Source organism: Exiguobacterium sp. s11, from assembly GCF_018619015.1.
GTDB classification, from domain to species: domain Bacteria; phylum Bacillota; class Bacilli; order Exiguobacteriales; family Exiguobacteriaceae; genus Exiguobacterium_A; species Exiguobacterium_A indicum.
In genome coordinates, this window is the sequence record NZ_JACSNF010000001.1 from 737,745 (window position 1) to 761,456 (window position 23,712).

The 23,712-nt window shown below is 49.3% G+C and carries 18 protein-coding genes, 1 other RNA gene, 1 pseudogene and 1 other annotated feature; of the genes and pseudogenes, 1 reads left to right on the forward strand and 19 read right to left on the reverse strand.

Going from position 1 to position 23,712, the window contains the following annotated elements; all coding sequences use genetic code 11:
• Positions 1–57 precede the first annotated feature (57 nt).
• Positions 58–1,395: a replication-associated recombination protein A gene (locus KNQ12_RS04155; protein WP_050677586.1), complete on the forward strand. Its 1,338-nt coding sequence runs from the start codon at positions 58–60 to the stop codon at positions 1,393–1,395.
• Positions 1,396–1,406: 11 nt separating this feature from the next.
• Here KNQ12_RS04155 and KNQ12_RS04160 read toward each other — a convergent pair whose 3' ends face one another.
• From KNQ12_RS04160 to KNQ12_RS04255, 19 genes and pseudogenes are all read right to left on the reverse strand, one after another.
• Positions 1,407–2,171, reverse strand: coding sequence for a tRNA threonylcarbamoyladenosine dehydratase (locus KNQ12_RS04160; protein ID WP_023468920.1), 765 nt, complete (start codon positions 2,169–2,171; stop codon positions 1,407–1,409).
• A 93-nt stretch (positions 2,172–2,264) separates the two neighbouring features.
• A non-coding RNA gene (gene ssrS / locus KNQ12_RS04165) (6S RNA) lies at positions 2,265–2,454 on the reverse strand.
• Positions 2,455–2,528: 74 nt separating this feature from the next.
• Positions 2,529–3,713 carry a DASH family cryptochrome gene (locus KNQ12_RS04170; protein ID WP_214746474.1) on the reverse strand — a complete coding sequence of 395 codons (1,185 nt, stop codon included), beginning with the start codon at positions 3,711–3,713 and terminating at the stop codon, positions 2,529–2,531.
• 290 nt (positions 3,714–4,003) lie between these two features.
• Positions 4,004–4,588, reverse strand: a complete 585-nt coding sequence (locus KNQ12_RS04175) for a DNA-3-methyladenine glycosylase (protein ID WP_214746476.1) — start codon at positions 4,586–4,588, stop codon at positions 4,004–4,006.
• Between the two features lie 62 nt (positions 4,589–4,650).
• A complete protein-coding gene (gene aspS, locus KNQ12_RS04180) occupies positions 4,651–6,417 on the reverse strand; it encodes an aspartate--tRNA ligase (RefSeq protein WP_023468924.1) in 1,767 nt (588 codons plus the stop codon).
• Positions 6,414–7,694, reverse strand: a complete 1,281-nt coding sequence (hisS, locus tag KNQ12_RS04185) for a histidine--tRNA ligase (RefSeq protein WP_023468925.1) — start codon at positions 7,692–7,694, stop codon at positions 6,414–6,416. The genes aspS and hisS overlap by 4 nt, the downstream gene beginning before the upstream one ends.
• Positions 7,695–7,736: 42 nt before the next feature.
• Positions 7,737–7,958: a binding site (T-box leader), on the reverse strand.
• Between the two features lie 45 nt (positions 7,959–8,003).
• Positions 8,004–8,453, reverse strand: a complete 450-nt coding sequence (dtd, locus tag KNQ12_RS04190; RefSeq protein ID WP_035396647.1) for a D-aminoacyl-tRNA deacylase — start codon at positions 8,451–8,453, stop codon at positions 8,004–8,006.
• Between the two features lie 14 nt (positions 8,454–8,467).
• Positions 8,468–10,666, reverse strand: coding sequence for a RelA/SpoT family protein (locus KNQ12_RS04195; protein WP_023468927.1), 2,199 nt, complete (start codon positions 10,664–10,666; stop codon positions 8,468–8,470).
• A gap of 141 nt (positions 10,667–10,807) precedes the next feature.
• Positions 10,808–11,326, reverse strand: a complete 519-nt coding sequence (locus KNQ12_RS04200) for an adenine phosphoribosyltransferase (RefSeq protein WP_023468928.1) — start codon at positions 11,324–11,326, stop codon at positions 10,808–10,810.
• Positions 11,305–13,614 (reverse strand): single-stranded-DNA-specific exonuclease RecJ, encoded by a 2,310-nt coding sequence (gene recJ / locus KNQ12_RS04205; protein WP_214746479.1) that lies wholly within the window; start codon positions 13,612–13,614, stop codon positions 11,305–11,307. Before recJ ends, KNQ12_RS04200 begins: the two co-directional genes overlap by 22 nt.
• 72 nt (positions 13,615–13,686) lie before the next feature.
• Positions 13,687–15,898: pseudogene (gene secD, locus KNQ12_RS16955) on the reverse strand (protein translocase subunit SecD).
• Positions 15,899–16,051: 153 nt separating this feature from the next.
• Positions 16,052–16,342: a preprotein translocase subunit YajC gene (yajC, locus tag KNQ12_RS04220; RefSeq protein WP_029342244.1), complete on the reverse strand. Its 291-nt coding sequence runs from the start codon at positions 16,340–16,342 to the stop codon at positions 16,052–16,054.
• Between the two features lie 72 nt (positions 16,343–16,414).
• Positions 16,415–17,560, reverse strand: coding sequence for a tRNA guanosine(34) transglycosylase Tgt (gene tgt / locus KNQ12_RS04225; protein ID WP_029342245.1), 1,146 nt, complete (start codon positions 17,558–17,560; stop codon positions 16,415–16,417).
• Positions 17,560–18,600: a tRNA preQ1(34) S-adenosylmethionine ribosyltransferase-isomerase QueA gene (queA, locus tag KNQ12_RS04230; protein WP_214746489.1), complete on the reverse strand. Its 1,041-nt coding sequence runs from the start codon at positions 18,598–18,600 to the stop codon at positions 17,560–17,562. The genes tgt and queA overlap by 1 nt, the downstream gene beginning before the upstream one ends.
• Positions 18,601–18,604: 4 nt before the next feature.
• Positions 18,605–19,600: a Holliday junction branch migration DNA helicase RuvB gene (gene ruvB, locus KNQ12_RS04235; protein ID WP_214746492.1), complete on the reverse strand. Its 996-nt coding sequence runs from the start codon at positions 19,598–19,600 to the stop codon at positions 18,605–18,607.
• A 4-nt stretch (positions 19,601–19,604) separates the two neighbouring features.
• Entirely contained in the window at positions 19,605–20,198 is a 594-nt protein-coding gene (ruvA, locus tag KNQ12_RS04240) for a Holliday junction branch migration protein RuvA (protein WP_023468936.1), read from the reverse strand.
• A 162-nt stretch (positions 20,199–20,360) separates the two neighbouring features.
• The gene (nadA, locus tag KNQ12_RS04245; protein WP_214746495.1) at positions 20,361–21,458 is read right to left on the reverse strand and encodes a quinolinate synthase NadA; all 1,098 of its coding nucleotides are present in this window, start codon (positions 21,456–21,458) and stop codon (positions 20,361–20,363) included.
• Positions 21,448–22,299, reverse strand: a complete 852-nt coding sequence (nadC, locus tag KNQ12_RS04250; RefSeq protein WP_323678781.1) for a carboxylating nicotinate-nucleotide diphosphorylase — start codon at positions 22,297–22,299, stop codon at positions 21,448–21,450. Before nadC ends, nadA begins: the two co-directional genes overlap by 11 nt.
• On the reverse strand, positions 22,214–23,683 hold the full coding sequence (locus KNQ12_RS04255) for an L-aspartate oxidase (protein ID WP_214746498.1): 1,470 nt from the start codon (positions 23,681–23,683) through the stop codon (positions 22,214–22,216). Before KNQ12_RS04255 ends, nadC begins: the two co-directional genes overlap by 86 nt.
• Positions 23,684–23,712: the final 29 nt, after the last annotated feature.

The following is a 23,712-nucleotide window of genomic DNA, read 5'->3' on the forward strand; positions in this document are numbered from 1 at the left end:
GCGAAGGATCATCCTTTCTAGTATAGTAGTAGCTAAAAGTGGAAGGAGCGTATGTGTATGGCACATTTATTTGAATCCCAGTCACCTGCCGGACCGCTCGCGAATCGAATGCGTCCTCAGAATCTGGATGAAATCGTCGGACAACGCCATCTGATCGGAGAGACGACACTCCTGCGGCGTGCCATCTTAGCTGACCGTCTCGGAACCGTCATTTTTTACGGTCCACCGGGTACCGGTAAGACGACGCTCGCGCGTGTCATCTCTAGTTATACGAAATCAGCGTTCGAGCAATTGAACGCGGTTACGGCGAAACTGGAACAATTACGGGAAATTCTAAAAGCAGCCGAAGCCCGTCTTCAGTTCGAGGATCAAAAAACGATCCTCTTTCTCGATGAAATCCATCGATTCAATAAGATGCAACAAGACGCCTTACTCCCGGCGCTTGAAGCGGGTACGATCACGTTGATCGGGGCGACGACTGAAAATCCGAGTTTTGAGGTCAATGCCGCTCTCTTGTCGCGGGCAACGGTTTTTCGTTTCGAGCCCCCGACAGCAGACGATTTACGAATCGTCCTCGCCCGCACCCTGAAGGACGAAGAGCGTGGTCTTGGCAAATATCCGATCACGATCACGGATGACGCGATCGATCATTACGTCAAGTTGTCGGATGGCGATTATCGGGCATTATTGAATGCGCTTGAACTCGCGGTTTTGACGACACCGGAAATCGATGGTCAGATCACGATCGACCTTGCTGTCGCCGAGGAATCGATTCAGCAAAAAGCATTGAAGTACGATAAGGACGGCGATCGGCATTATGATGTCATCTCCGCTTTCATCAAATCGATTCGGGGTTCCGATCCCGACGCCGCTCTCTACTGGCTCGCTGTCATGATTGAAGCTGGCGAAAGTCCGCGCTTCATCGTACGGCGTCTCTATGTCCATGCGGCAGAAGACATCGGTCTGTCTGATCCGCAAGCGTTATTGATGGTCGATGCCTGCGCACGCGCGTGCGAGTACGTCGGTTTCCCTGAAGCAAGGATTCCGCTCGCTGAAACCGTCTTATATCTCGCGACGGCACCGAAATCGAATGCTGTCATCTCAGCGATCGATCAAGCATTGACACTCGTTCGCCGTTCAGACGGCGGTCCGGTACCGCCGCATTTGCGCGATGCCCATCATCCGGGGGCAGCGGCACTTGGAAACGGCGTCACCTATCAGTATCCGCACGACTTCGAACATGCCTATGTGCCACAGAATTACTGGCCCGAGAACCTCGCCCGGACAAAACCGGTCTTTTATCGTCCAAGCCCACGCGGTTTTGAGAAACAACTGCAAGCTCGACTTGATTTTTGGAACAAACAAACAGCCACACATCAGAAAAAGCGACCATAAGGTCGCTTTTTTTAACGAACGCGTTCGATCGTTACGCCGGCTTCACGGACGATCTCATTGATGACGTAGCTCGCTGCGATCAATCCACCAACTGATGGAACGAACGCATTCGAACTTGGCGGCATCTTTGCCTTACGAATTGCAGCCGCATCGTTTCCGACGACTTGACGGACTTCTTCGATGATCTTAACGGGCGGTTCATCAGAGAAGACGACAGGAACACCTTTATGGATGCCGGCTTTCCGGAGTTTCGTCCGAATGACCTTCGCTAGTGGATCATAACTTGTATCTTTGATGTCAACGATCTTGATGCGTGTCGGATCCATCTTGTTCGCCATCCCCATGCTTGAGATGATTGGAATGTTACGTTTCTTACATTCCTGAATCAAGTGAATCTTGAACGAGACCGTGTCCGATGCATCGATGACATAATCCGGCTGCTGTTCGAAGAACGACTCGAATGTTTCTTCATTGTAGAACATCTTCAAGCGAACGATTTCAAGATCCGGATTGATTAACGCAAGACGTTCTGCCATCGCATCGACCTTCGGTTGACCAACCGTCGGAAGCAAAGCATGGATTTGTCGGTTGACGTTCGTGATGTCGATATCGTCCTTATCGACAAGAATCAAACGACCTACACCACTGCGGGCAAGTGCTTCTGCTGAGAACGATCCAACACCACCGATACCCAGAATAGCGACGGACTTGGATGCCAATGCGTCAAGTCCAGTTTTACCGATTGCTAATTCATTACGCGAAAATTGATGTAACATCTCATAACCTCACAATACTCATACTGTTTTACTCGGAATTATATCATAAAAAAAAACGTCATGCGACGTGTCAAACAATAAAATAATAAGACGATGGGACCCGAAGTGCCGTGTCGATACCTTATTTTTGAACCTGCTGTGCAGGTGGGTGTCTTATCCGATTCCTATTCGTACGTCCTCCTGCTGTGTTACGAGGCATGTACTACTAGTTGGAACGTCAAACTCCCTATCAAAAAAGAGTGGCTCAAAGATAAAAGGCGGCTCTCGTACAATTCAGGAACCCCATCTGATGCATTTAATATAGCATCCTCCCCTCTGAAATGCAACTACTTCCCACTCCAGAAAAAGATGCTTTTTTCAGGTCCAACGTTTCGTGAAGTGTTGATTCGGATCATATCGTTGTTGTTGGAATGCAGGATCAAATCGTGGTGTGCGTGTTGCATTCCCAACACCCGCGATGAACGCCCAGTTCCCATAATTCGAAGCGACATCATAGTCGATCAATTGCTGTTCGAAATATCGCGCTCCGATGCGCCAGTCCTGCTTTAATTCATGAATTAGATAACTGGCAACGATCTGCCTGCCGCGGTTCGACATCCATCCCGTCTCGCGAATCTCGTTCATGAAGGCGTCGACGAATGGCACACCAGTTTTTCCTTCTATCCAGCGTTCGACAGCCAGCTGGTCCGCCTTCCACGTGTATTGTCCTTCCTTTAATCCATTCGATCGAAACAGACGGCTTCCTGTCTCACGCATCGTCAAATGGAAGAAGTCACGCCATAACAATTCGAAATACAACCAGTACGTCGATTCATTCGCTCCCTGTTTTCGCTCGGCTTCTTGTAATTCAGCCATGACGCGGCGCGGTGAGAGTGAACCGTTCGCTAGCCAGGCAGACAACTTCGAAGAATCATTTCGTAAGAACCCATTCCGTGTTTCTTTATAGGTGAATACGGGCTCGGCGAGATATTCCTGAAGGCGTGCCCTTCCCGCTGATTCGCCTCCCCGAAATGGGAACGCGGTCTCTGGGGCCGCTTCAACTGATTCCTCTTTTATTAGCTGAATACCGGTTGGTGGATCGAGTGGATCGTAGAAGGTCCCTTTCGCCTCGACCCGTTTTCGAAATGCCGTAAAGACGCGCTTTAATTCATCACTTCCGATATCTTCCCGTCGATGTAACGTCTGTGTTTCAAAAGAGCGGACGGTATATCTGTCTTCGATATACTGCTCACTTGTCGCTTCTTCTGTTCCGGTCATCTTATGGAAATAGACGGTATCATCCGCTTGCAGATAAGAATCGAGTGCCTCACTTGTCTCCCCTTCTACTATATCTAACGTAATCCCGATTTGAGACAGATGGCCCGCTAAGTTATCAAGTGTCTCTTGTTCGAACCGTGCTTGTTGTGTACCTCTTTTAAAATCGCGTTTCTTTTGGTCTTTGACGTATACGGCACGAATGACGTCCTGTTCTTCACACGCACTCCGAAGTGCCTCATGATCATCGACACGTAAATCATGACGATACCAAACGACTGCTCCCATATTGATCGACTCCCTTCTCCTTATACTATGACCCGACCAAGGTAGATAGAAAACCACTTGATGTGCCGATGAGGTTTTAAGACGTTGTTTTCGTGGAATATGATTAGTACAACAAATCAGAGGAGTGAATGAATCAATGGCAGCAAAACGCGGTAAACTCAGAACATTAATGACGCTCGTAACGACGGTTGGTCCAATCGTCTATAAATTCTATAAAAAGCAACAGTCGAAAAAATCAATCAACAACCCTAAATAAAAAATGGACGTCTCCTTATCGGAGCGTCCATTTTTTAACGTTTACTTACCCCTTCACTCGCCTCTACATAAAACCGCCATGGATAGGCTGTCGCTTCTCCTGCATTCGGAATACCGATCCGTGTCGTCTGGACGACCGCGTCGACCGAGTCAGCAACAAGTCGGAAACGGTCTTGATAAAGATCCTGTCCCGAATCAGCTGTCGTTAGACCGAATCCTTGGCACAGTTTCGCCGGTCCATTGACGAGATTGCGTCGTTGCGCCGCTGTCAACTCTGCGTAGGAACAACCAAAACGACGTTCCGCGACGAAATCGTGCCCACTAACGATTTCCGCACCTCGTAGCAATAATCCGTATCCTTCCCCTTCATGTCCACAAACGATATTCATGCAGTGATGCATCCCATATGTGAAATACACATAGAGATGCCCCGGTGGACCGAACATCGGTGCCGTCCGTTTCGTTGGTTTTCCGGAAAACGAATGCGCTGCTTGATCGTGAGGACCGAGATAGGCTTCGACCTCGACGATCCGCATCGTCACCTCATCGACTGTGATCTGTGTTCCTAAGAAGTCTGGACCGACTTCAACCGGAGACCGTTCAAAAAAGTGTCGTTCCATCCGTTCATCCTCCTTCATGAAACAAGCGAATCTCCCATACCGGAAGATTCGCTTGTCGTATCTTAAGATTGTTTGACCGCTGTTCGAATCGAGAGATCGTTTAATTGTGCATCCGAGACTGGGCTTGGTGCTGCCGTCAACAGATCACTTGCTGATGCTGTTTTCGGGAAGGCAATCGTATCACGCAAGTTTGAACGTCCTGCGAGTAACATAACGAGACGGTCTAGACCAAGTGCGATCCCCGCATGTGGTGGTGTTCCGTATTCGAATGCTTCCATCAAGAAACCGAACTGCTCGTTTGCTTCTTCTTCTGTGAAGCCAAGCAACTTAAACATCCGCTCTTGGATATCCCGTTCATAGATCCGTTGTGATCCACCGCCGAGCTCGTATCCGTTCAAGACGAGGTCATACGCGACGGCGAGGACTTTTCCAGGATCCGTCTCGAGCAATTCGAGATCTTCACGACGTGGCATCGTGAACGGGTGGTGGTTCGCGTAGAAACGACCTTCTTCTTCTTCATACGTGACGAGTGGGAAGTCCGTCACCCAAAGGAAGTTGAAGACCGACTCATCGATCAAGTCCAGTTCCTTCGCTAATTTCTGACGGAGCGCACCTAAGCTGTCTGCTACGATCGATGCTTTTGCTGCGACGAACAACAATAAGTCGCCTGCTTCCGCACCTGTCGCCGCTGTCAGGCGAGCAGCTGCTTCTTCGTCGAAGAACTTCGCGATCGGACCGTTCAGTCCGTCCCCTGTCACTTTGACCCACGCGAGACCTTTTGCACCGTAAATCGCCGTGAATTCTTGTAACTTATCGATATCTTTCCGCGAGAAGCGCTCTGCTGCACCTTTGACGTTCAAGGCTTTAACTTCGCCACCAGCTTCTAGTGCCATATCGAATACTTTGAATCCTGCCCCTTTGACGGCTTCCGCGACATCGATCAATTCGAGACCGAAGCGTGTATCCGGTTTATCCGAACCATACCGGCTCATCGCTTCTGCGTATGGCATCCGTGGGAAGGGTGTCACGATATCTTTACCAAGCGTTTCCTTCATGACACGCGTCATCATCGATTCCATCATCGCATACAAGTCTTCGATGTCCATGAAGCTCGTCTCGATGTCGACTTGCGTGAATTCAGGTTGACGGTCTGCCCGTAAGTCTTCGTCACGGAAACAACGTGCAATTTGGAAGTACCGTTCAAAACCAGACACCATCAGCAATTGTTTGAACAATTGCGGTGATTGTGGCAAGGCATAGAACTCACCTGGGTGAACACGACTCGGAACGAGATAGTCACGTGCGCCTTCTGGTGTTGATTTCGTTAAGATTGGTGTCTCGACTTCCAAAAAGTCTTGCTCATCGAGGAAGTTCCGCATAATGTTCGATGCTTTCGAACGAAGACGGAATGTCTCTTGAAGCGACGGACGACGCAAGTCAAGATAACGATATTTAAGACGTAAATCTTCTGACGTCTGCTCTGCTTCTTCACTGATCGGGAATGGTGTCATCTTCGCTGCATTCAAGATGACGACTTCATCCGCGACGACCTCGACTTGCCCAGTCGGAATGTTCGGGTTCGGATTCTCACGTGCGATGACGTGTCCTTTGATATCGAGGACATACTCTGAACGAATTGATTCTGCAAGGCGGTGTGCCTGCTCGTTTTCCGGTTGGAAGACGATTTGGACGATACCACTTCGGTCGCGGAGATCAAGGAAGATCAATCCTCCTAAGTCACGTCGTTTTTGAACCCATCCTTTAAGTTGAACGTGTTGTCCGATGACTTCTTCCGTCACCTGACCGTTCATATGCGTGCGTCCGATCATTGTGCTTCCTCCTTTAATTTCGCGACGATCGTATCAGCGACTGCTGATAACGGAACGTCCGTCTGTTCCCCTGTAGCCATGTTCTTCAGCGCCGCTGCACCACGCTCGACTTCTTCATCCCCGAGGATGACCGTGTAGCGTGCTTTCAAGCGATCGGCTGCTTTGAATTGTCCTTTGAACTTCCGACCGAGATAATCCCGATCGGCGACAAGTCCTTCGAGACGCATCAATTGTAAGAGACGTGTTGCTGTCTTTTCGACTTCGTCACTGCCTTGCGCGACGATGAAGACATCGATTTGATCATCGACTGCCGGTAAGACGTTCTCATTCTCAAGCGCCATCAATAAACGCTCGATGCCGATTCCGAATCCGATTCCCGGTGTTGCCGGTCCACCGATTTGTTCGACGAGACCGTTGTATCGTCCACCACCACATAGTGTCGTGATTGCTCCGAAGCCTTCTGCTTCTGACATGATTTCGAACGCCGTGTGATTGTAATAATCGATTCCGCGAACGAGCGTTGGATCAACGACATACTCGATGCCGAGTGCATCTAAGTGAAGCAATACTTCGTCGAAGTAAGCTTTTGATGCCGGGTTTAAGTAATCGAGAATTGATGGTGCTGTTGCCATGCTCGGGTGATCGCGGTCGACCTTACAGTCAAGGACACGAAGTGGATTCGTTTCGAGACGGTTCTGACAGTCCTGACATAACTCGTGAACGACCGGTTTGAAGTGATCGACGAGTGCTGCCCGGTGTGCGGCGCGACTTTCGTTATCCCCGAGTGTATTGATGACGAGCTTAAGGTGCTTCAATCCAAATGAACGGTAGATGCTCATCGCGAGACTGATGACTTCCGCATCGATCGCTGGTTGTTCACTGCCAAGTGCTTCGACTCCGTATTGGTGGAGCTGACGGAAACGACCTGCTTGCGGACGTTCATAACGGAACATCGGTCCAATGTAGAACAATTTCGTCGGTTGGTTTGGTGAACCGAACAGCTTGTTCGTTACGAATGAACGAACAACAGCAGCCGTTCCTTCTGGACGTAACGTCAACTGGTCTTTTCCGCGTTTCTCAAGCATGAACATCTCTTTTTGAACGATATCCGTCGTCTCACCGACGCCACGTTTAAAGAGTTCTGTCTCCTCAAAAATCGGCGTCCGGATTTCCTTATAGTTGTAACGCTTACTAATGTCACGTAATTGTTGCTCGATGTACTGCCAGCGTTCGACTGTTCCTGGAAGGACATCAAACGTACCGCGTGGTAATTTCATCTCAAATTCCTCCTTTTTTGAATACAAAAAAGTCCTCGTCCGCAAAGGGACGAGAACTTGAAGATCCCGTGGTACCACCCTGGTTGTCAAATTACATTTGACCACTCGGTGCAGTTAACGCCTGCGTACGACCTTCCCTACTATCGGTTCAGGAAGATACCTCGGAAGGGTCTTTCATCGAGTTCGTCTGTTCGCCCTTCCAGCCAAGGGGCGACTCTCTAAGCAGACGAGGTCTTGATTACTCCTCTTCGTCTTCGGTCGTATGAATCATTTGGTTACGTCTAATATTGCCTCGTCTCTCGATTCCTGTCAAGCGTTTGCTTCTTTTTCAAGAATCAATGTCACCGGTCCATCATTGACGAGCGCGATATCCATCATCGCACCGAACTGACCTGTCTCGACTGTCAGTCCTTGCGCGCGAAGACGTTCATTGAACGCTTCATACAATTCGTTAGCAACATCCGGTTTCGCTGCTTCCGTAAACGCTGGGCGACGTCCTTTTTTGACATCACCATACAACGTGAACTGCGAGACGGATAGAATCTGACCGTCGACATCTTGCAACGAGCGGTTCATCCGTTCCTCTTCATCTTCAAACACGCGGAGTCCTGCGATTTTATCAGCTAACCAGTTCACCTGATCGATCGTGTCTTCGTGCGTGACACCGACAAGCAAGAGAAAACCTTGCTTGATTTGACCGATGACCTCCTGATCGACTGTGACACTTGCTTCTTTGACTCGTTGTAATACGACTCGCATGACTCATCCGCTCCTTACGTCATCATGACGCGATGCACAGCATACACGTCAGAGATTTGTTTGATCCGATCGACGACTTTTTGTAAATGGTTGACGTTGTTGATCGCGATCGTCATCGTGATTTTGGCTTGTTTACTGTCGTCGCCTTTCCCGCTGACGGCAACGATGTTCGTATTCGTCGCAGATACCGACTGCAGGACATCGTTCAATAATCCAGCCCGGTCGAATCCAGAAATTTCGATTTCGACGTTATAACTCTTAACGGCTTTGCCTTCGTGTTCCCACTCGACTTCGAGCAAGCGTTCTGGATTTTGTTCATGAATGACATTCAAACAATCCGTCCGGTGAATCGAGACACCCCGTCCACGTGTGATATACCCGACGATATCGTCCCCTGGTACTGGATTACAACAACGACTCATGCGAACGAGCATGTTATCGATTCCTTTGACACGAACGCCTTCTGGATTTTCCTTCTTCGGACGATCAAACGTCTTCATCTCACTGATGGCTTCGTTCAGTTCAAGATTTTTGGACTCTTTGTCTTTGCGTAACTTTTCCGTCAATTTATGCGCGACTTGGGCAGCGGTCAGACCATGATACCCAACAGCAGCATACATGTCTTCTTCTTGCGCGAAGTTGAACTTTCGCGTCACGTCTTCGAGCGTCTTCTCATTGATGACTTCCTTCGGCTCGAATCCGAGTTTCTTGACTTCCGCTTCGATCAGTTCCCGTCCTTTAGAGACGTTCTCTTCGCGTTGCTGACGTTTGAACCATTGACGGATCTTGTTCTTCGCCTGACTCGACACACAAATCTTGAGCCAGTCCTTACTTGGACCATAACTGTGTTTTGATGTGACGATTTCAATGATGTCGCCTGTCTTCAGCTTATAATCAATCGGTACCATCCGTCCGTTGACTTTCGCTCCGATCGTTCGGTGACCGATCTCTGTATGAATCCGGTAGGCATAATCAATCGGAACAGAGCCTTTTGGCAATTCGATGACGTCGCCTTTTGGTGTAAAGACGTACAACATGTCACTAAAGAAATCGACTTTGACCGATTCCATGAATTCTTCAGCATCCGCCGTATCCTTCTGTAACTCAAGAATTTCACGGAAATGGGCAATCTTATCCTCAAAGCCTGATTTCGCTTCCTGTTCCTTGCCTTCTTTATACGCCCAGTGAGCGGCAATCCCGTACTCGGCAATAAAGTGCATGTCCCGTGTCCGAATTTGGACCTCGAGCGGCTCGCCTTTCGGTCCGATGACCGTCGTATGCAGCGATTGATACATGTTCGGTTTCGGCATCGCGATATAATCCTTGAAACGTCCCGGCATCGGTTTATATTGCGTATGAATGATTCCGAGAACAGCGTAACAGTCCTTGATTGAATCGACGATGATGCGCACAGCCATCAAGTCATAAATTTCGCTGAACTCTTTTTTCGAGTTTTGCATCTTGTTATAAATGGAATAGATATGCTTCGGACGTCCATCGACTTCCGCTGCGATTTGTACATCATCGAGTACTTCGTTGACCTCTTCAATGACCGAACTGACTAGCGCTTCGCGTTCCGTCCGTTTTTGTTTCATCATTGAGACAATCCGGTAGTACTGTTGTGGATTGATATAACGCAAACTGATGTCTTCGAGTTCCCACTTGATCGTTGAGATCCCGAGACGATGCGCAAGCGGTGCAAAGATTTCGAGCGTCTCTTCTGCCTTTTGCACCTGCTTTTCCTTGACCATATGTTGCAACGTTCGCATGTTATGCAGACGGTCAGCCAGTTTGATCAAGATGACGCGAATGTCTTCTGCCATCGCGATGAACATCTTCCGGTGGTTCTCAGCCAATTCTTCGCGTTTCGATTTATATTTGATTTTCCCGAGTTTCGTGACGCCGTCAACGAGCATCGCGACGTCGGGTCCGAATCGTTCCGTTAATTCTTCGAGTGTAATGTCCGTATCTTCGACGACATCATGAAGAAGCGCAGCGACGATCGTCGTTGCATCCAAACCAATATCGACTAAGATACCGGCAACTTGTACCGGATGAATGATGTAGGGTTCCCCAGAACGGCGGAATTGCCCATCATGTTCGTCTTTCGCGAATTGGTAAGCCCGTTCGATGTCTTTGACTTCAGCTTGCGTCATGTATTCCGCACATCGAGCGAGAAGGTCTTCTACATTTACGATTTGTTTGTTTGTCATCCCTTTTCCTCACCCAGTCCCCGGGATCGTCTGCAACGGAATCCCTAATATATAGTTCTTATTATCGTGAAATCTTGAGAAGATGTCAAAATAAAAAGAAATACCCCCTTGGTCACCATGTACCAAGAGAGTATATATGCTTTAGTCTTCGTAACGAATCAATGAAAGAACGTCGTATCCTTCGAGTTTCTCACGTCCACCAAGACCATCGAGTTCAATCAAGAATCCGATTCCGGCAACCGTTCCGCCTAATTTTTCAATCATTTGGATCGTCGCTTCGATCGTACCACCTGTCGCAAGCAAGTCGTCAAGGATGACGACGCGTTGTCCTGGTTGAATCGCATCTTCATGCATCGTCAAGACGTCTTTTCCGTACTCAAGACCATACTCGACACGGACTGTCTCACGTGGTAATTTTCCTTCTTTACGGACAGGTACGAATCCGATTTCCATCGCGTAAGCGGCTGGGCAACCAACTACGAATCCACGTGCTTCCGGACCCGCGATGACATCAGCACCTTTACTGCGTGCATATTCGACAAGTGCATCAACCGATTGTTTGTATACTGGTCCGTTCTGCATGAGTGATGTGATGTCTTTGAAACTGATTCCTTCTTTCGGCCAGTTTTCGACCTCTTTTATATGCTGTTTGAACTCCATGTCTTTTCCTCCTGCTTCGCCGCTTCTACCAAAGTATCAAAACGCTCTTTCAACTGAGCGAGTGACGAATAAATGTATTGTTGCTCGAGCTCTTGACGCGCTTCATGACGCTGGTACGTCGGAGCTTCCGTCAGATCTCGTTTTGCAGCATTTGGGTTTACACCCGGCAGCCCGTCCTCCATTGTAACAAGAAAATCAAGTTCCGAGAATACCGAATGCATAAAGTTAATCGATCGTTTCGTCCATTTTCGCGATTTCGACAAACGTACGAGACCAATTCGGAGCTCGTCGCGTGGACATTTCGCGAAATACTGGAAGTAATGCTTGAAGTCCTCGCGCGATGGAATCGTCTCAAAATAATAGCCCTCGTCCTTAAAGGCACAATAAATCCGCTCTGCCTGTTGGACGTATGGATGAAACGCAACTTCTTCTTCCGGTAGATCGAGGAAGACGATGTTTTGACGAATCGGTCCGTTCAACGGACGTTCCGCGTACTTCTCCTTCACCTCATCAGTAAAGGCAACGAATGTCGTCGTCTCATGCGGTAAGGCGAATAGTTCGCTCAGCGGTCGCTTACCGCCACGGTAATCGAATACTTGAACATCTTCGACAGCGACGTCTTGAATCATCAATTGTGGTTTACGGAAGCCATTCCACTCGTTGATGTTCAGACTGCCCATCAAGTGAATCTCGGATAAGGTCGAGACTTCATCGACAAGGTCGCCGAAGCCAAAACCGATCGCATCGAGTTCCTTCCCATCGCCTGATAGTAGTGCTTTGACATGCGTCAAATCGCGACCGATCCGTTTCATGTCACGGATCTTCGCCTGCTCGATGACGATTCGTGGCGCAGGATTTCCCATCCCGAACGGCGCGAGTCGCTGAATATCTTCAATCAACTGGATTGAGACATCACTGACCTGTAGACGTAGATCGATATCAATTGTCGCGATGAAGGCATCGTCTGACAATGTACTTGCTTGTTCATTCAAACGTTGACGTAACGTCTCGACGTCATCGGAAGAGAGCGTCATACCGGCAGCAGCGGGATGTCCACCGAAATGCGGCAAGATGTCTTCACATTTCGTGAGTTCAGCGAAGAGATCAAAGGCTGGAATCGATCGTCCAGAACCCTTCGCAGTTCCTTTTTCAGCATCATGACACAGCATGATGACGGGACGGTGATATTTTTCAACGAGTCGCGAGGCGACAATCCCGACGACACCTGGATTCCAGTCTGCCGCATCGACGACGAGCACGCGGTCATCTTTAAAACGTTCTTCGACAAGTGCCGTTGCTTCCTCTGCAATCTGTTTGACGATATCTTGACGTTGTTTATTTTGTTGGTCGAGTTGTTTCGCGAGATGAAGTGCCTCATCCTTACTTTCCGCTAGTAACATCTCGAGCGCTGGCATCGCTGAATCAAGACGACCTGCCGCATTGATCCGCGGACCGAATGCAAATCCGACTGATTCTTCCGTCAGTTCGTCTTCCGTCAAACTACAAACGTCCCGTAACGCTAGGATACCCGGACGTTCACTTGCGTTCAGTGCTTCGATGCCACGAATCGCAAGTAAGCGGTTTTCGCCGACGAGCGGCACAAGATCGGCAATCGTTCCGAGCACGGCAAGATCGAGTAATTCGACTGGTTCACGATCAAGGAGAGCATGCGCGACTTTAAAGGCAACTCCTGCGCCTGCGAGTTTCGAGAACGGATACGCCGAATCGACACCTGGATGGATCAAGGCAAAGGCATCGGGTAACGTTTCTTTTGCTTCGTGATGATCAGTGATGATTAAATCGACCCCGAGTTCTTTCAGGACATCTGCTTCGTGGATACCGGAAATCCCACAGTCGACGGTGATGACGAGACTAAACCCTTCTTCCGCTGCCCAGCGAAATGCTGATTCATTCGGTCCATAGCCTTCCGTGAATCGGTTTGGGATATAACACTCTGCCATCCCTCCGATTTCAATCAAGGCGTGCCAGAGAATCGCCGCGGAACTCACACCATCGACGTCATAATCACCGTAAATTAAAATCATCTCACCTTCGTTGACGGCGCGTTGAATCCGTTCAACGACTTTCGGCATGTCTTTAAAAGCAAATGGATCGTGGAATGCCATTTGATCGGTTTCTAGAAATTCACGGGCTGCTTCACGTGTCGTGAACCCCCGTTGGACAAGTAGTTGTGCGACGTGCGGAGAGATCGAGCCATCCGCCGTCAATTGTTCGATTTGTTCTGGATCGATGACTTTATCAAGCCATGTTTTTTTAGCATGGTACATCTCAAACCCTCCAATCAACTTCCCCATTATAATAGAAAATCCGCACCAGCGATAGCTGATGCGGATACTCTTTTAGGAAGCACGTTTTGTCCGACCAAGTGTCCGACCCTTCATGACGAGCCAGAGCTGAGCAGCGATGAAGATCGAAGAGAACATCCCCATGATCAACCCGACGAGCAACGCAAGACTGAATCCACGGATCGCTTCGCTACCGAAGATGTAGAGCGCTGCTGCCGTCATGATGACCGTCACGACGGTGTTGATCGAACGGACGATTGTTTGTTGAATCGATTCATTGACGATATGTGCCAACTCATCGAACGAAACTTTTCGTCCCCCTTTTTCGGCAAGTCCGAGATTTTCTCGAACCCTGTCGAACGTGACGATCGTATCGTTGACAGAATACCCGATGATCGTCAGGATTGCTGCGATGAAGTACAAGTTGACCTCGATCTGGAACAGCGAGAAGAATGCGACGATCATTAACGCATCATGCAATAGTGCAAGCACTGTCGCAATCCCGTATAACGGTTGGAATCGGAACGAGACATAGATGACGATCCCAAGTGACGCGAGTAAGACCGCATAAATCGCGTTACGCGCGATTTCTTGACCAACTTGCGCCGAAACCGTCGAGATACTCGGTTCTTTCTTATATTCCGTTTCAATCGTTTGTTTCATTTTAGTGATTTGATCTTGGCTAAATTCCCCAACGAACGTGACGTTCGCTAGTTTTCCACCTTGAGCAAATTGGATGCCATCGATTTCCGCAGCATCAATGCCTGACTCTTCAATGACAGAGCGGACATCGGCTTCCTTGATTTGATTCTCAGAAGAAATCTCGACGCGTGTACCTTGCGAGAAGTCGATCCCAAGGTTAAGACCGCGGAACGACAGCAAAAGTACCGAAACGATGACGAGGGCAATCGTGATCGCGAAATAGATTTTGCGATGTTTGACGTAATCGAATTTCGTAGGATTAAAGCTCACGGATTTCACTCTCCTTTACACCGAACCATGATTTCTTCTTATCGAACCATCGGCTACTGACAAGGAGTTGCATCAGGTAACGTGAGACAAAGACATTCGTGACGAAAGTGACGGCGATTGAGACCATCAACATGATGGCGAATCCTTTGACCGTACTTGTACCAAAGTAGTACAACACGCCAGCAGAGATCAACGTCGTCAAGTTGGCATCAAGAATCGTACCGAACGAACGACGGTTTCCGGCTTTAAATGCGGATAAGACGGATTTGCCGCTTCGTAATTCGTCCTTGATCCGCTCTGCAGTGATGATGTTCGCATCAACCGCCATACCGACACCAAGAACGAGTGCCGCAATCCCCGGTAATGTAAGGACGGCATTAATCCCGTTAAAGAAAATCATGACGAGATAGATGTAGAACAACAAGGTAATAATCGAAACTAATCCAGAGATCCGGTAGAACACTAGCATGAACAAGAAGACAGCAGCTACACCAATTGCTGACGCGAAGAGCGTCTGATCGAGTGCGTCCTGTCCAAAAGCAGCAGAGACCGACGTCGAGTAGATTTCCTCGAGTTTGACCGGTAATGCACCGGCGTTCAAGATCGACGACAATTGTTTCCCGTACTCGGCATCGATATCGCCACCGGAAATGATCGCTTTATCCGAATTGATCGGTTGTGTGACCGATGCATCTGATACGATCTTTGAATTCGCTTTTTGAATTTCTTTTTCATACGAATCGCCTTTCTCGTAATCGAGCCAGATGACGAGACGATTCGCAGGTGGTTGCATTTGTGAGACTTGTTGTGTCACTTCATAGAATTTCTCTTTTGATTTCATCGTCAACTCGACGAGTGGTTCATTCGTGTTTGGATCATACCCGACTTTTGCCCCTTTGGCTTTTAAGTCTGATCCATCCAGCAACAACTTATCGTTGATGTCACGGAATGACAATTGTGCTGTCGAAGATAAGATTTGACGCGCTTCCGTCTGATCCTTGACGCCAGCAAGCTGGACACGAATCCGGTTATCGCCTTCGATCCGGATGTCCGGTTCAGAGACACCGAGGACGTTGACACGGTTCTCGATTGCCGTCAGCGTCGCACTCATCGCATTTTGATCGATGACGTCTCCTTCTTTCAGCGGTTGTACTTCATACAAGACTTCGAAGCCACCCTTAAGGTCAAGGCCGAGCTTCGTATCCTTCAACAACCATGACGATGTCGTACCGATCAGTACGAGCAACGCGATGACGACGATGAAGAATGTGGCAAGTTTCCCTTTCTTGATCATGCTACATTGTCCTTTCTCTAGTTCCCAGTATATTTTCAGACAACTTTGTTCTCCTATCCTAGCTTACAAAAGAAATGGTAATCTTAGCAAACGTTTTTCTCATATATAAACAGAAAAGACGCTCCGGAATCCGGAAAGCGCCTTTTCGATGCCTTATTCGACAGTTTCGTCGTCCATGACAGTCGTTGATTTTTTCGTCACTTCTGCGACAGCACTCCGGTTGAATGTCAATTGTGCATTACCTGACTTCAATGTCACCGTCATGTCGTCAACTTTTTGGACAACCCCGTGAAGACCACCGATCGTAACGATCGAGTCGCCGCGTGAGAGTTCATTTTGCATCTGACGCACTTGCTTCTGGCGTTTGTTCTGTGGACGGATCAACAAGAAATAGAACACCACGAAGATCAAGATCATCGGGAGGAATGTGATTAAGCCTTCCATCTGATTCAGCTCCTTTTATCATTCAAATCACGTTCATTATACCGTGAAAGAATTGATTTGTCAGACGATTTGTTAGAAATTCTTTGCGTTCGGTAAATTGTAACCGTATTCTTCAAAGAATTCTTCCTTGAAATCAAGTAGACGGTCCTCACGAATCGCTTGGCGAACGCCTTCCATCAACTTGACGAGGAAGTGAAGATTGTGTGTCGAACAAAGATGCAGACCGAACGTTTCTTGCGCACGAATCAAGTGATGGATGTACGAACGCGAGTAGTTCTTACACGCGTAGCAATCACATTTCTCGTCGAGCGGACGGAAATCACGTGCATACTTCGCATTCCGGACGACGAGCCGTCCTTGTGATGTCATCAACGTACCGTTTCGTGCGATCCGTGTCGGTAAGACACAGTCGAACATATCGATTCCGCGGATTGCGCCTTCAATCAATGCGTCCGGTGAACCGACGCCCATCAAATAACGTGGTTTGTCTTCCGGCATGAGTGGTGTCGTGAATTCGAGCGCACGGTACATGACGTCTTTTGGCTCTCCGACCGATAGACCACCGACCGCATAACCCGGGAAATCAAGGGCAACGAGATCTTTTGCACTTTGACGACGTAAGTCTTCGTATTCTCCACCTTGGATGATACCGAACAGCGCTTGATCGTGTGGACGTTCATGCGCAGCAAGACAACGTTCCGCCCATCGGCTTGTCCGTTCGACGGATGCTTTCATGTACTCGTGAGAAGCTGGGTACGGTGGGCACTCGTCAAACGCCATCATGATATCCGAACCGAGTGCATTCTGGATTTCCATCGCTTTTTCCGGTGACAAGAACAATTTGTCCCCGTTCAAGTGGTTACGGAAATGAACGCCCTCCTCAGAGATGTTTCGGAGATCAGCGAGTGAGAAGACTTGGAAACCACCTGAGTCCGTCAGAATCGCGCCATCCCAGTTCATGAATTTATGCAGACCGCCCGCTTCCTTGATGACATCATGCCCTGGACGCACCCAGAGGTGATACGTGTTCGCGAGGATGATGTTCGCGTTCATGTCCTTGATTTGTTCCGGTGCCATCGTCTTGACCGTCGCTTGCGTTCCGACCGGCATGAAGACCGGTGTCTCGAAACTACCGTGCGGCGTGTGGACGATTCCTAACCGCGCTCCGGATTGTTTACATGTTTTGATATGTTCGTATGTTACCGCGTGTTTTGTCATTAGTTTCGTTCCTCTCTCGTTAAGAACATCGCATCACCGAAGCTAAAGAAGCGATAGCCGTTTGCGACTGCTTCTTCGTAGGCATGCAGAATGTGTTCCCGTGTCGATAACGCGGACACGAGCATGATCAATGTTGATTTCGGTAAGTGGAAGTTCGTGATCAATCCATCGATCCCTTTGACTTCCTGACCTGGGAAGATGAAAATGTCCGTCCAGCCCGTTGCTTCGACGAAGTCGTCATGGTCGCGAATGACCGTTTCAAGCGTCCGTGTCGACGTCGTCCCGACCGCGATGATCCGTCCGCCTTGTTTCCGTGTTTCGCGTAGCAGAGCTGCTGAACTTTCCGGCAGTTCGTAGTACTCACTGTGCATCTTGTGACTATCGACGTCGTCGACCGAGACAGGTCGGAATGTGCCAAGTCCGACATGTAACGTCAACGGTGCGATCCGGACACCCTTCGCTTTTAATGCTTCAAGCAATTCCGGCGTGAAATGAAGCCCGGCTGTTGGTGCTGCAGCACTTCCGCGTTCGCGAGCGTAGACCGTCTGATAACGATCTTGATCCTCGAGTTGTTCATGAATGTATGGTGGCAGTGGCATCGTTCCGAGTTGGTCGAGCACTTCATAGAAAATGCCGTCATAGAAAAACTTCAAGATTCGTCCCCCGTCTTCAAGTGCTTCGACACACTCAGCACGGAGTAATCCGTCACCAAATGACAAAATCGTTCCTGGTTTGACGCGTTTTGCCGGTTTCGCAAGTGTTTCCCAAACATCGTCACTCGTTTGCTTCAAGAGTAACAATTCGATCTTCCCACCCGTCTCTTCCTTCACACCAAAGAGACGTGCCGGTAAGACTTTTGTATCATTGATGACGAGTGTATCGCCCTCCCGGAAGTGGTCGACGATATCATGGAAGTGCTGATGCTGAATCGCACCTGTCTCCCGATCGAGAACCATCAATTTCGAACTCGTCCGGTCGAGCAATGGCACTTGAGCAATTTGTTCTTCTGGTAAATGAAAATCAAATAAGTTTACATCCATTGGTTCAATTTCCTTCTTTCAGTCCTAAATGTTGGCGAGCGAACGGTGTTAAGATGCGTCCGCGCGGAGTACGTTGTAAAAATCCTTGTTGCAGTAGATATGGTTCATATACATCCTCGATCGTCTGCGCATCTTCACCAATCGTTGCAGCGATTGTCTCAAGACCTACCGGACCACCGGCAAACCGTTCTGCAAGCGATCGAAGTAAACGATGGTCGACATCGTCGAGTCCAAGCGCATCGACATGTAAGCGATCAAGCGCACTTGTCGCGAGCACGGCATCGATCTCGGTTTGATGGGCGACTTGAGCAAAATCACGGACACGCCGTAACAACCGGTTCGCGACACGTGGTGTTCCACGTGAACGAAGCGCGATGGCTTCTGCTGCAAGACGATCTGCTTCGAATCCGAACAATCGTGACGTCCGGGTCACGATAGCAGACAACTCTGACATCGTATAATATTCAAGCTTCAGCGTCACGCCAAAACGATCGCGGAGCGGTGCCGATAGCATCCCCGCACGTGTCGTCGCTCCGACGAGCGTAAACGGTGGTAAATCAATTCGAACACTGCGTGCGAGTTCCCCTTGACCGATGACGATATCGAGACAATAATCCTCCATCGCCGGATACAGAATCTCTTCGATTGATCGACTCAATCGATGAATCTCGTCGATGAACAGGACATCACCCGGTTCCAGTGATGAGAGAATAGCAGCTAAATCACCCGGTCGTTCAATCGCAGGACCGGCTGTCGTCTTGATGCCGACTCCCATCTCGTTTGCGATGATTGTCGCAAGCGTCGTCTTCCCGAGACCCGGAGGACCATAGAGAAGAACGTGATCGAGTGTTTCCTGACGAATTTTTGCCGCCTCGATGAAGACACTTAAATTTCCTTTTGCTTTCTCCTGCCCGATATATTGCTCGAGCGTCTGAGGACGCAGACTCCACTCTTCTTGATCTTCCGCATGGGCGGATTCTGACAAAATGCGCTCTTCCATGTCCTCACCTCACATTCAATAACAACTGGAGTGCCCGTTTGACATATTGATCCGTCGACAGGACTTCTGCCTGCAACGCTTTTTTGACTTTCTCGACTTCTCGGTCACTGTAACCAAGCGCCGTCAAGGCTTCACAAGCTTCATTCAGCTCAGCATTGCCTTGTGCGAACAAGCCTTCGCTCGGTACGTAATCCGGTGCGAGCTCGGCTAACTTTCCTTTTAGGTCGAGCGTCATTTGCTTCGCTGTTTTCTTGCCGACCCCCGGGAACTTGACGAGATAACTTTCCTTCTCTTGTTCAATCGCTTCAACGAGCGCATCGACATTCCCTGACGCGACGATCGCGAGCGCTCCTTTTGGTCCGATTCCTGTGACACCGAGCAACTTCGTGAACAAGGCACGCTCACGACGGGAACGGAATCCAAATAAGACTTCTTGGTCCTCACGGACATAATGATACGTATATACGATGATCTGTTCGTCTCCGGTCCGATAAAAAAACGGGTTCGGTGCTACGATCTTGTAGCCAATCCCGCCAACTTCTACCGTCACGAATTCCGCACAGACATAAGCGACTTCGCCGCGTACGAATTCTATCAATGTGGAACGCTCCCATCCTTAAACAAACTCTCGTGTTATTGTAGCATACATCTTCGTTTGGCTTCAAAGCGTTCTTCAGCAAAAATCAATACATATGTTCGCTCTCTCAATCCGAAGACAAAAAAGCGTGATCGTTGCACGACCACGCTCTCCCCCTTTATTTTATGAACGCGCAAGCATCCGTTCGAGTGCCAACACGGCATGCCGCGTCGTCTCTGCATCGACCGTGATGATGTTGACCGGGTCACCTGCTTCGACTTGTTCGAGCGCCCACGCCAAGTGCGGTAAGTCGATCCGGTTCATCGTCAAACACGGACACATGAATGGATTGAGCGATACGATATCGAGTTCCGGATGCGTCGACGCGAGTCGATTGACGAGGTTCATCTCTGTTCCGATCGCCCACTTCGTTCCGGGAGCAGCCTGTTCGATTTGTTGAATGATGTACGCCGTTGATCCGTTGAGATCTGACGCCGTCACGACTTCATGCGAGCATTCCGGGTGGACGAGAATCTTTCGTTCCGGATCCGTCTTGCGGAACTGTTCAATCTGACCGACCGTGAATTTCTCATGCACCGAACAGTGTCCTTTCCATAAGATGACGCGGACGTCCTGGTCCTCCCCATCAAAAACGAGTTCGTCCTTGATCGGATCCCAAATCGCCATCTGTTCTAACGGAATTCCGAGTGCGTGCGCCGTATTTCGACCGAGGTGTTGATCCGGCAGGAAGAATAAGATGTCGCGTTCAGCAAGCGCCCACTCGACCATCTGGACAGCGTTCGATGACGTCACCGTCGCCCCACCGTGACGACCGACGAATGCTTTGATCGCTGCCGTCGAATTGACATACGTCAACGGTAAAATCGACTCCCCAAATCGTTCCGTCAAGATCGTAAAAGCACGCTCCGTTTGCGTATCATTCGCCATATCTGCCATCGAACAGCCAGCACGCATGTCAGGCAAAACGACCGTATGCGACGCATCGGTTAGCATATCTGCCGTCTCTGCCATGAAGTGGACGCCACAAAAGACTGTATATTCCGCTTCTGTCATCTGCTTCGCGACTTGCGCGAGCTGGAGCGAATCTCCCGTCGCATCCGCGAACTGGACAACTTCATCCTTTTGGTAGTGGTGGGCAGGTAAGAATAAGCGACTGCCCATCCGTTCTTTGACCCCTTCGATAATCGCGATCAAGTCTGCTTCTGATTGCTGTAAGTATGACGCCGGAATTCCCTCGTGACGTAATAGATCAAATGACATCTTTTTTTCCTCCTTCGATTTTCATGCTGATATCGAGTGCTGTTGCTGAATGAGTAAGTGCTCCAAGTGAGATGACGTCTGCTCCGCTATCCGCGAAGTCCGATAATGTGTCTACCGTGATCCCACCGGATAGTTCGATTGTGATATGCGGTGGAATCAATTGCCGGAGCTGTTTAATTTCTGCTGGCGTCCGATTATCGAGCATGATGATATCGACTTCTGCAGCCACTGCCTCAAGCACTTCCGCTTCCGTCTCGACTTCAACTTCGATTGGTGTCGTATGTCCCGCGACACGTTTTGCTCGCATCACCGCTTCCGTAATCGATCCCGCGACCGTGATGTGGTTGTCCTTGATCATGACCGCGTCATCGAGTCGTCCGCGATGACTATAGCCACCACCGACGCGAACGGCATGTTTTTCTAGCATTCGTAATCCAGGGGTCGTCTTGCGTGTATCCGTGATTCGGATTCGTCCTGCTGCTACCTCGACCGCTTGACGTGTCTTCGTCGCGATCCCGGATAAGCGTTGCACTAGGTTTAAGGCGACCCGTTCTCCGCTTAAAATATCCTGTAACGAGCCAGACCACTCGGCAAGGAGTGTTCCTCTCGTGACGATCGTCCCTTCCGCTACATGAATCGTCACGTCGACTTGTAAGAGATGCGCCATCTCCTGAATGATGTCTACTCCGCAAAAGACACCGTCTTCCTTTGCTAAAAAACGACCGGTCCCGCGTTCTTGTCCCGTCAGACATCCTTCACTCGTGATATCCCACTGTCCGATGTCCTCGATTAAAAATGCCTCCAGTTGTTGCCGTAACTGCCACTTGTTCAACGTTCTCATCCTCTCCTGTCAACCGACTTCGCGCCCCTTCAAGCAACAGACATGCCGTTACATGACGTAATCGATTCTCTTCCGCTTCCTGTCCAGATTCGTCTAATGTCCAGCTTTTTAACTCTTCTAAACTATCTTCTATTTGCTTAATATCCATTTCGACACCAATGACCTTTGATAGACGGTCTGTTACGGAACGAAGTGTTCCCGGGCGTCGTTTCACTTGTTTTACTAAAAGTTCCGGTAACAACTCGAGCTGTTCTGCTACTGCTTTCCCCATGACAACACATTCAAGGAGCGAGTTCGACGCCAGACGATTTCGACCGTGTAGTCCAATCGATGCCGTCTCACCGACCGCGTAAAGTCCTTCGACATGTGTCTGCCCCGTCAGATCCGTTTCGATCCCGCCCATCAAGAAATGAATGCCTGGTGCAATTTCAACGAGATCCGGATTTATGTTCAGTTTTTCACATTTTTCAACAAACGTTGGAAACCGTTTCGTCCGGTCGACGACGTTTGACGTATCGAGATAGACTGGTTCACATTTTCGCACCTCATGGATTCGTTTTGCGACTTCATCTCGCGCTGCTAAATCTTGCATCGGATGATCCGCCATGATCCGGTCACCATTTTTCGTTACAAGCGTCGCTCCTGCACCTCGTAGTGCTTCCGTGATCAAACCTTCCGAACGACCAGCATGAACGAGTACCGTCGGATGATGCTGGATATAACCGAGATCACGAATCGTCGCCCCCGCTTCAAAGGCGAGCGCAATCCCGTCTCCTTGAATCAAAGGATCATTCGTCGACGCCGCGAATAATCCACCCACTCCACCGGTCGCAAGAATCGTCGCGCGCGCCACAATCTCGATTGGCTCTCCCTCGCTATATCCGACTGCACCTACTACCTGCCCGTTGACTTGAATCAACTCCGTGATACACGTCTGCTCAAGAATCGGAAATGGTACTCGCGGCATCAACGTCTCCATGATCCGTTTACCAGTCTCGTCCCCGTCACAGTGATAAATCCGCGACAAACGATGCGCTCCTTCACGACCGAGCAAAAACTCTCCCTCGGATTGATCGAATGGAACGCCTTGTCGTAACAAGAATTCCATCGCCTCGGTTCCCGATCGAGTGACGTAATCGACGACGGACGGATTGAAACGCCCTTTTGCTGCTTGGCACGTATCTTCAAAGTGACCACGATGATTGTCTTCTGCATAAGCGGAAGCAATCCCACCTTGTGCTCGAACGGAATTTGTCTCAAACCGCGTACCTTTTGTGACAAGCAACGCTTCCGTTCCGGATGGAAGATGCAGAGCGACCGATATTGCGGCGAGCCCTGTTCCAATGATCAACACATCCGTCTCAAGTCTTTTATGTAAAGACATATGTTTTACACCTCTATATCTAAATGTTT

Coding starts and splice junctions, on each gene's coding strand:
- KNQ12_RS04155 (WP_050677586.1), top strand. CDS start 58: ATGGCACATTTATTTGAATCCCAGTCACCTGCCGGACCGCTCGCGAAT.
- KNQ12_RS04160 (WP_023468920.1), bottom strand. CDS start 2,171: ATGTTACATCAATTTTCGCGTAATGAATTAGCAATCGGTAAAACTGGA.
- KNQ12_RS04170 (WP_214746474.1), bottom strand. CDS start 3,713: ATGGGAGCAGTCGTTTGGTATCGTCATGATTTACGTGTCGATGATCAT.
- KNQ12_RS04175 (WP_214746476.1), bottom strand. CDS start 4,588: ATGGAACGACACTTTTTTGAACGGTCTCCGGTTGAAGTCGGTCCAGAC.
- aspS (WP_023468924.1), bottom strand. CDS start 6,417: ATGATCGGACGCACGCATATGAACGGTCAGGTGACGGAAGAAGTCATC.
- hisS (WP_023468925.1), bottom strand. CDS start 7,694: ATGAAATTACCACGCGGTACGTTTGATGTCCTTCCAGGAACAGTCGAA.
- dtd (WP_035396647.1), bottom strand. CDS start 8,453: ATGCGAGTCGTATTACAACGAGTCAAAGAAGCAAGTGTCACAGTCGAT.
- KNQ12_RS04195 (WP_023468927.1), bottom strand. CDS start 10,666: ATGACAAACAAACAAATCGTAAATGTAGAAGACCTTCTCGCTCGATGT.
- KNQ12_RS04200 (WP_023468928.1), bottom strand. CDS start 11,326: ATGGAGTTCAAACAGCATATAAAAGAGGTCGAAAACTGGCCGAAAGAA.
- recJ (WP_214746479.1), bottom strand. CDS start 13,614: ATGTACCATGCTAAAAAAACATGGCTTGATAAAGTCATCGATCCAGAA.
- yajC (WP_029342244.1), bottom strand. CDS start 16,342: ATGGAAGGCTTAATCACATTCCTCCCGATGATCTTGATCTTCGTGGTG.
- tgt (WP_029342245.1), bottom strand. CDS start 17,560: ATGACAAAACACGCGGTAACATACGAACATATCAAAACATGTAAACAA.
- queA (WP_214746489.1), bottom strand. CDS start 18,600: ATGGATGTAAACTTATTTGATTTTCATTTACCAGAAGAACAAATTGCT.
- ruvB (WP_214746492.1), bottom strand. CDS start 19,600: ATGGAAGAGCGCATTTTGTCAGAATCCGCCCATGCGGAAGATCAAGAA.
- nadA (WP_214746495.1), bottom strand. CDS start 21,458: ATGTCATTTGATCTATTACGTCACGAGGGAATTCCGGCGTCATACTTA.
- nadC (WP_323678781.1), bottom strand. CDS start 22,299: ATGAGAACGTTGAACAAGTGGCAGTTACGGCAACAACTGGAGGCATTT.
- KNQ12_RS04255 (WP_214746498.1), bottom strand. CDS start 23,683: ATGTCTTTACATAAAAGACTTGAGACGGATGTGTTGATCATTGGAACA.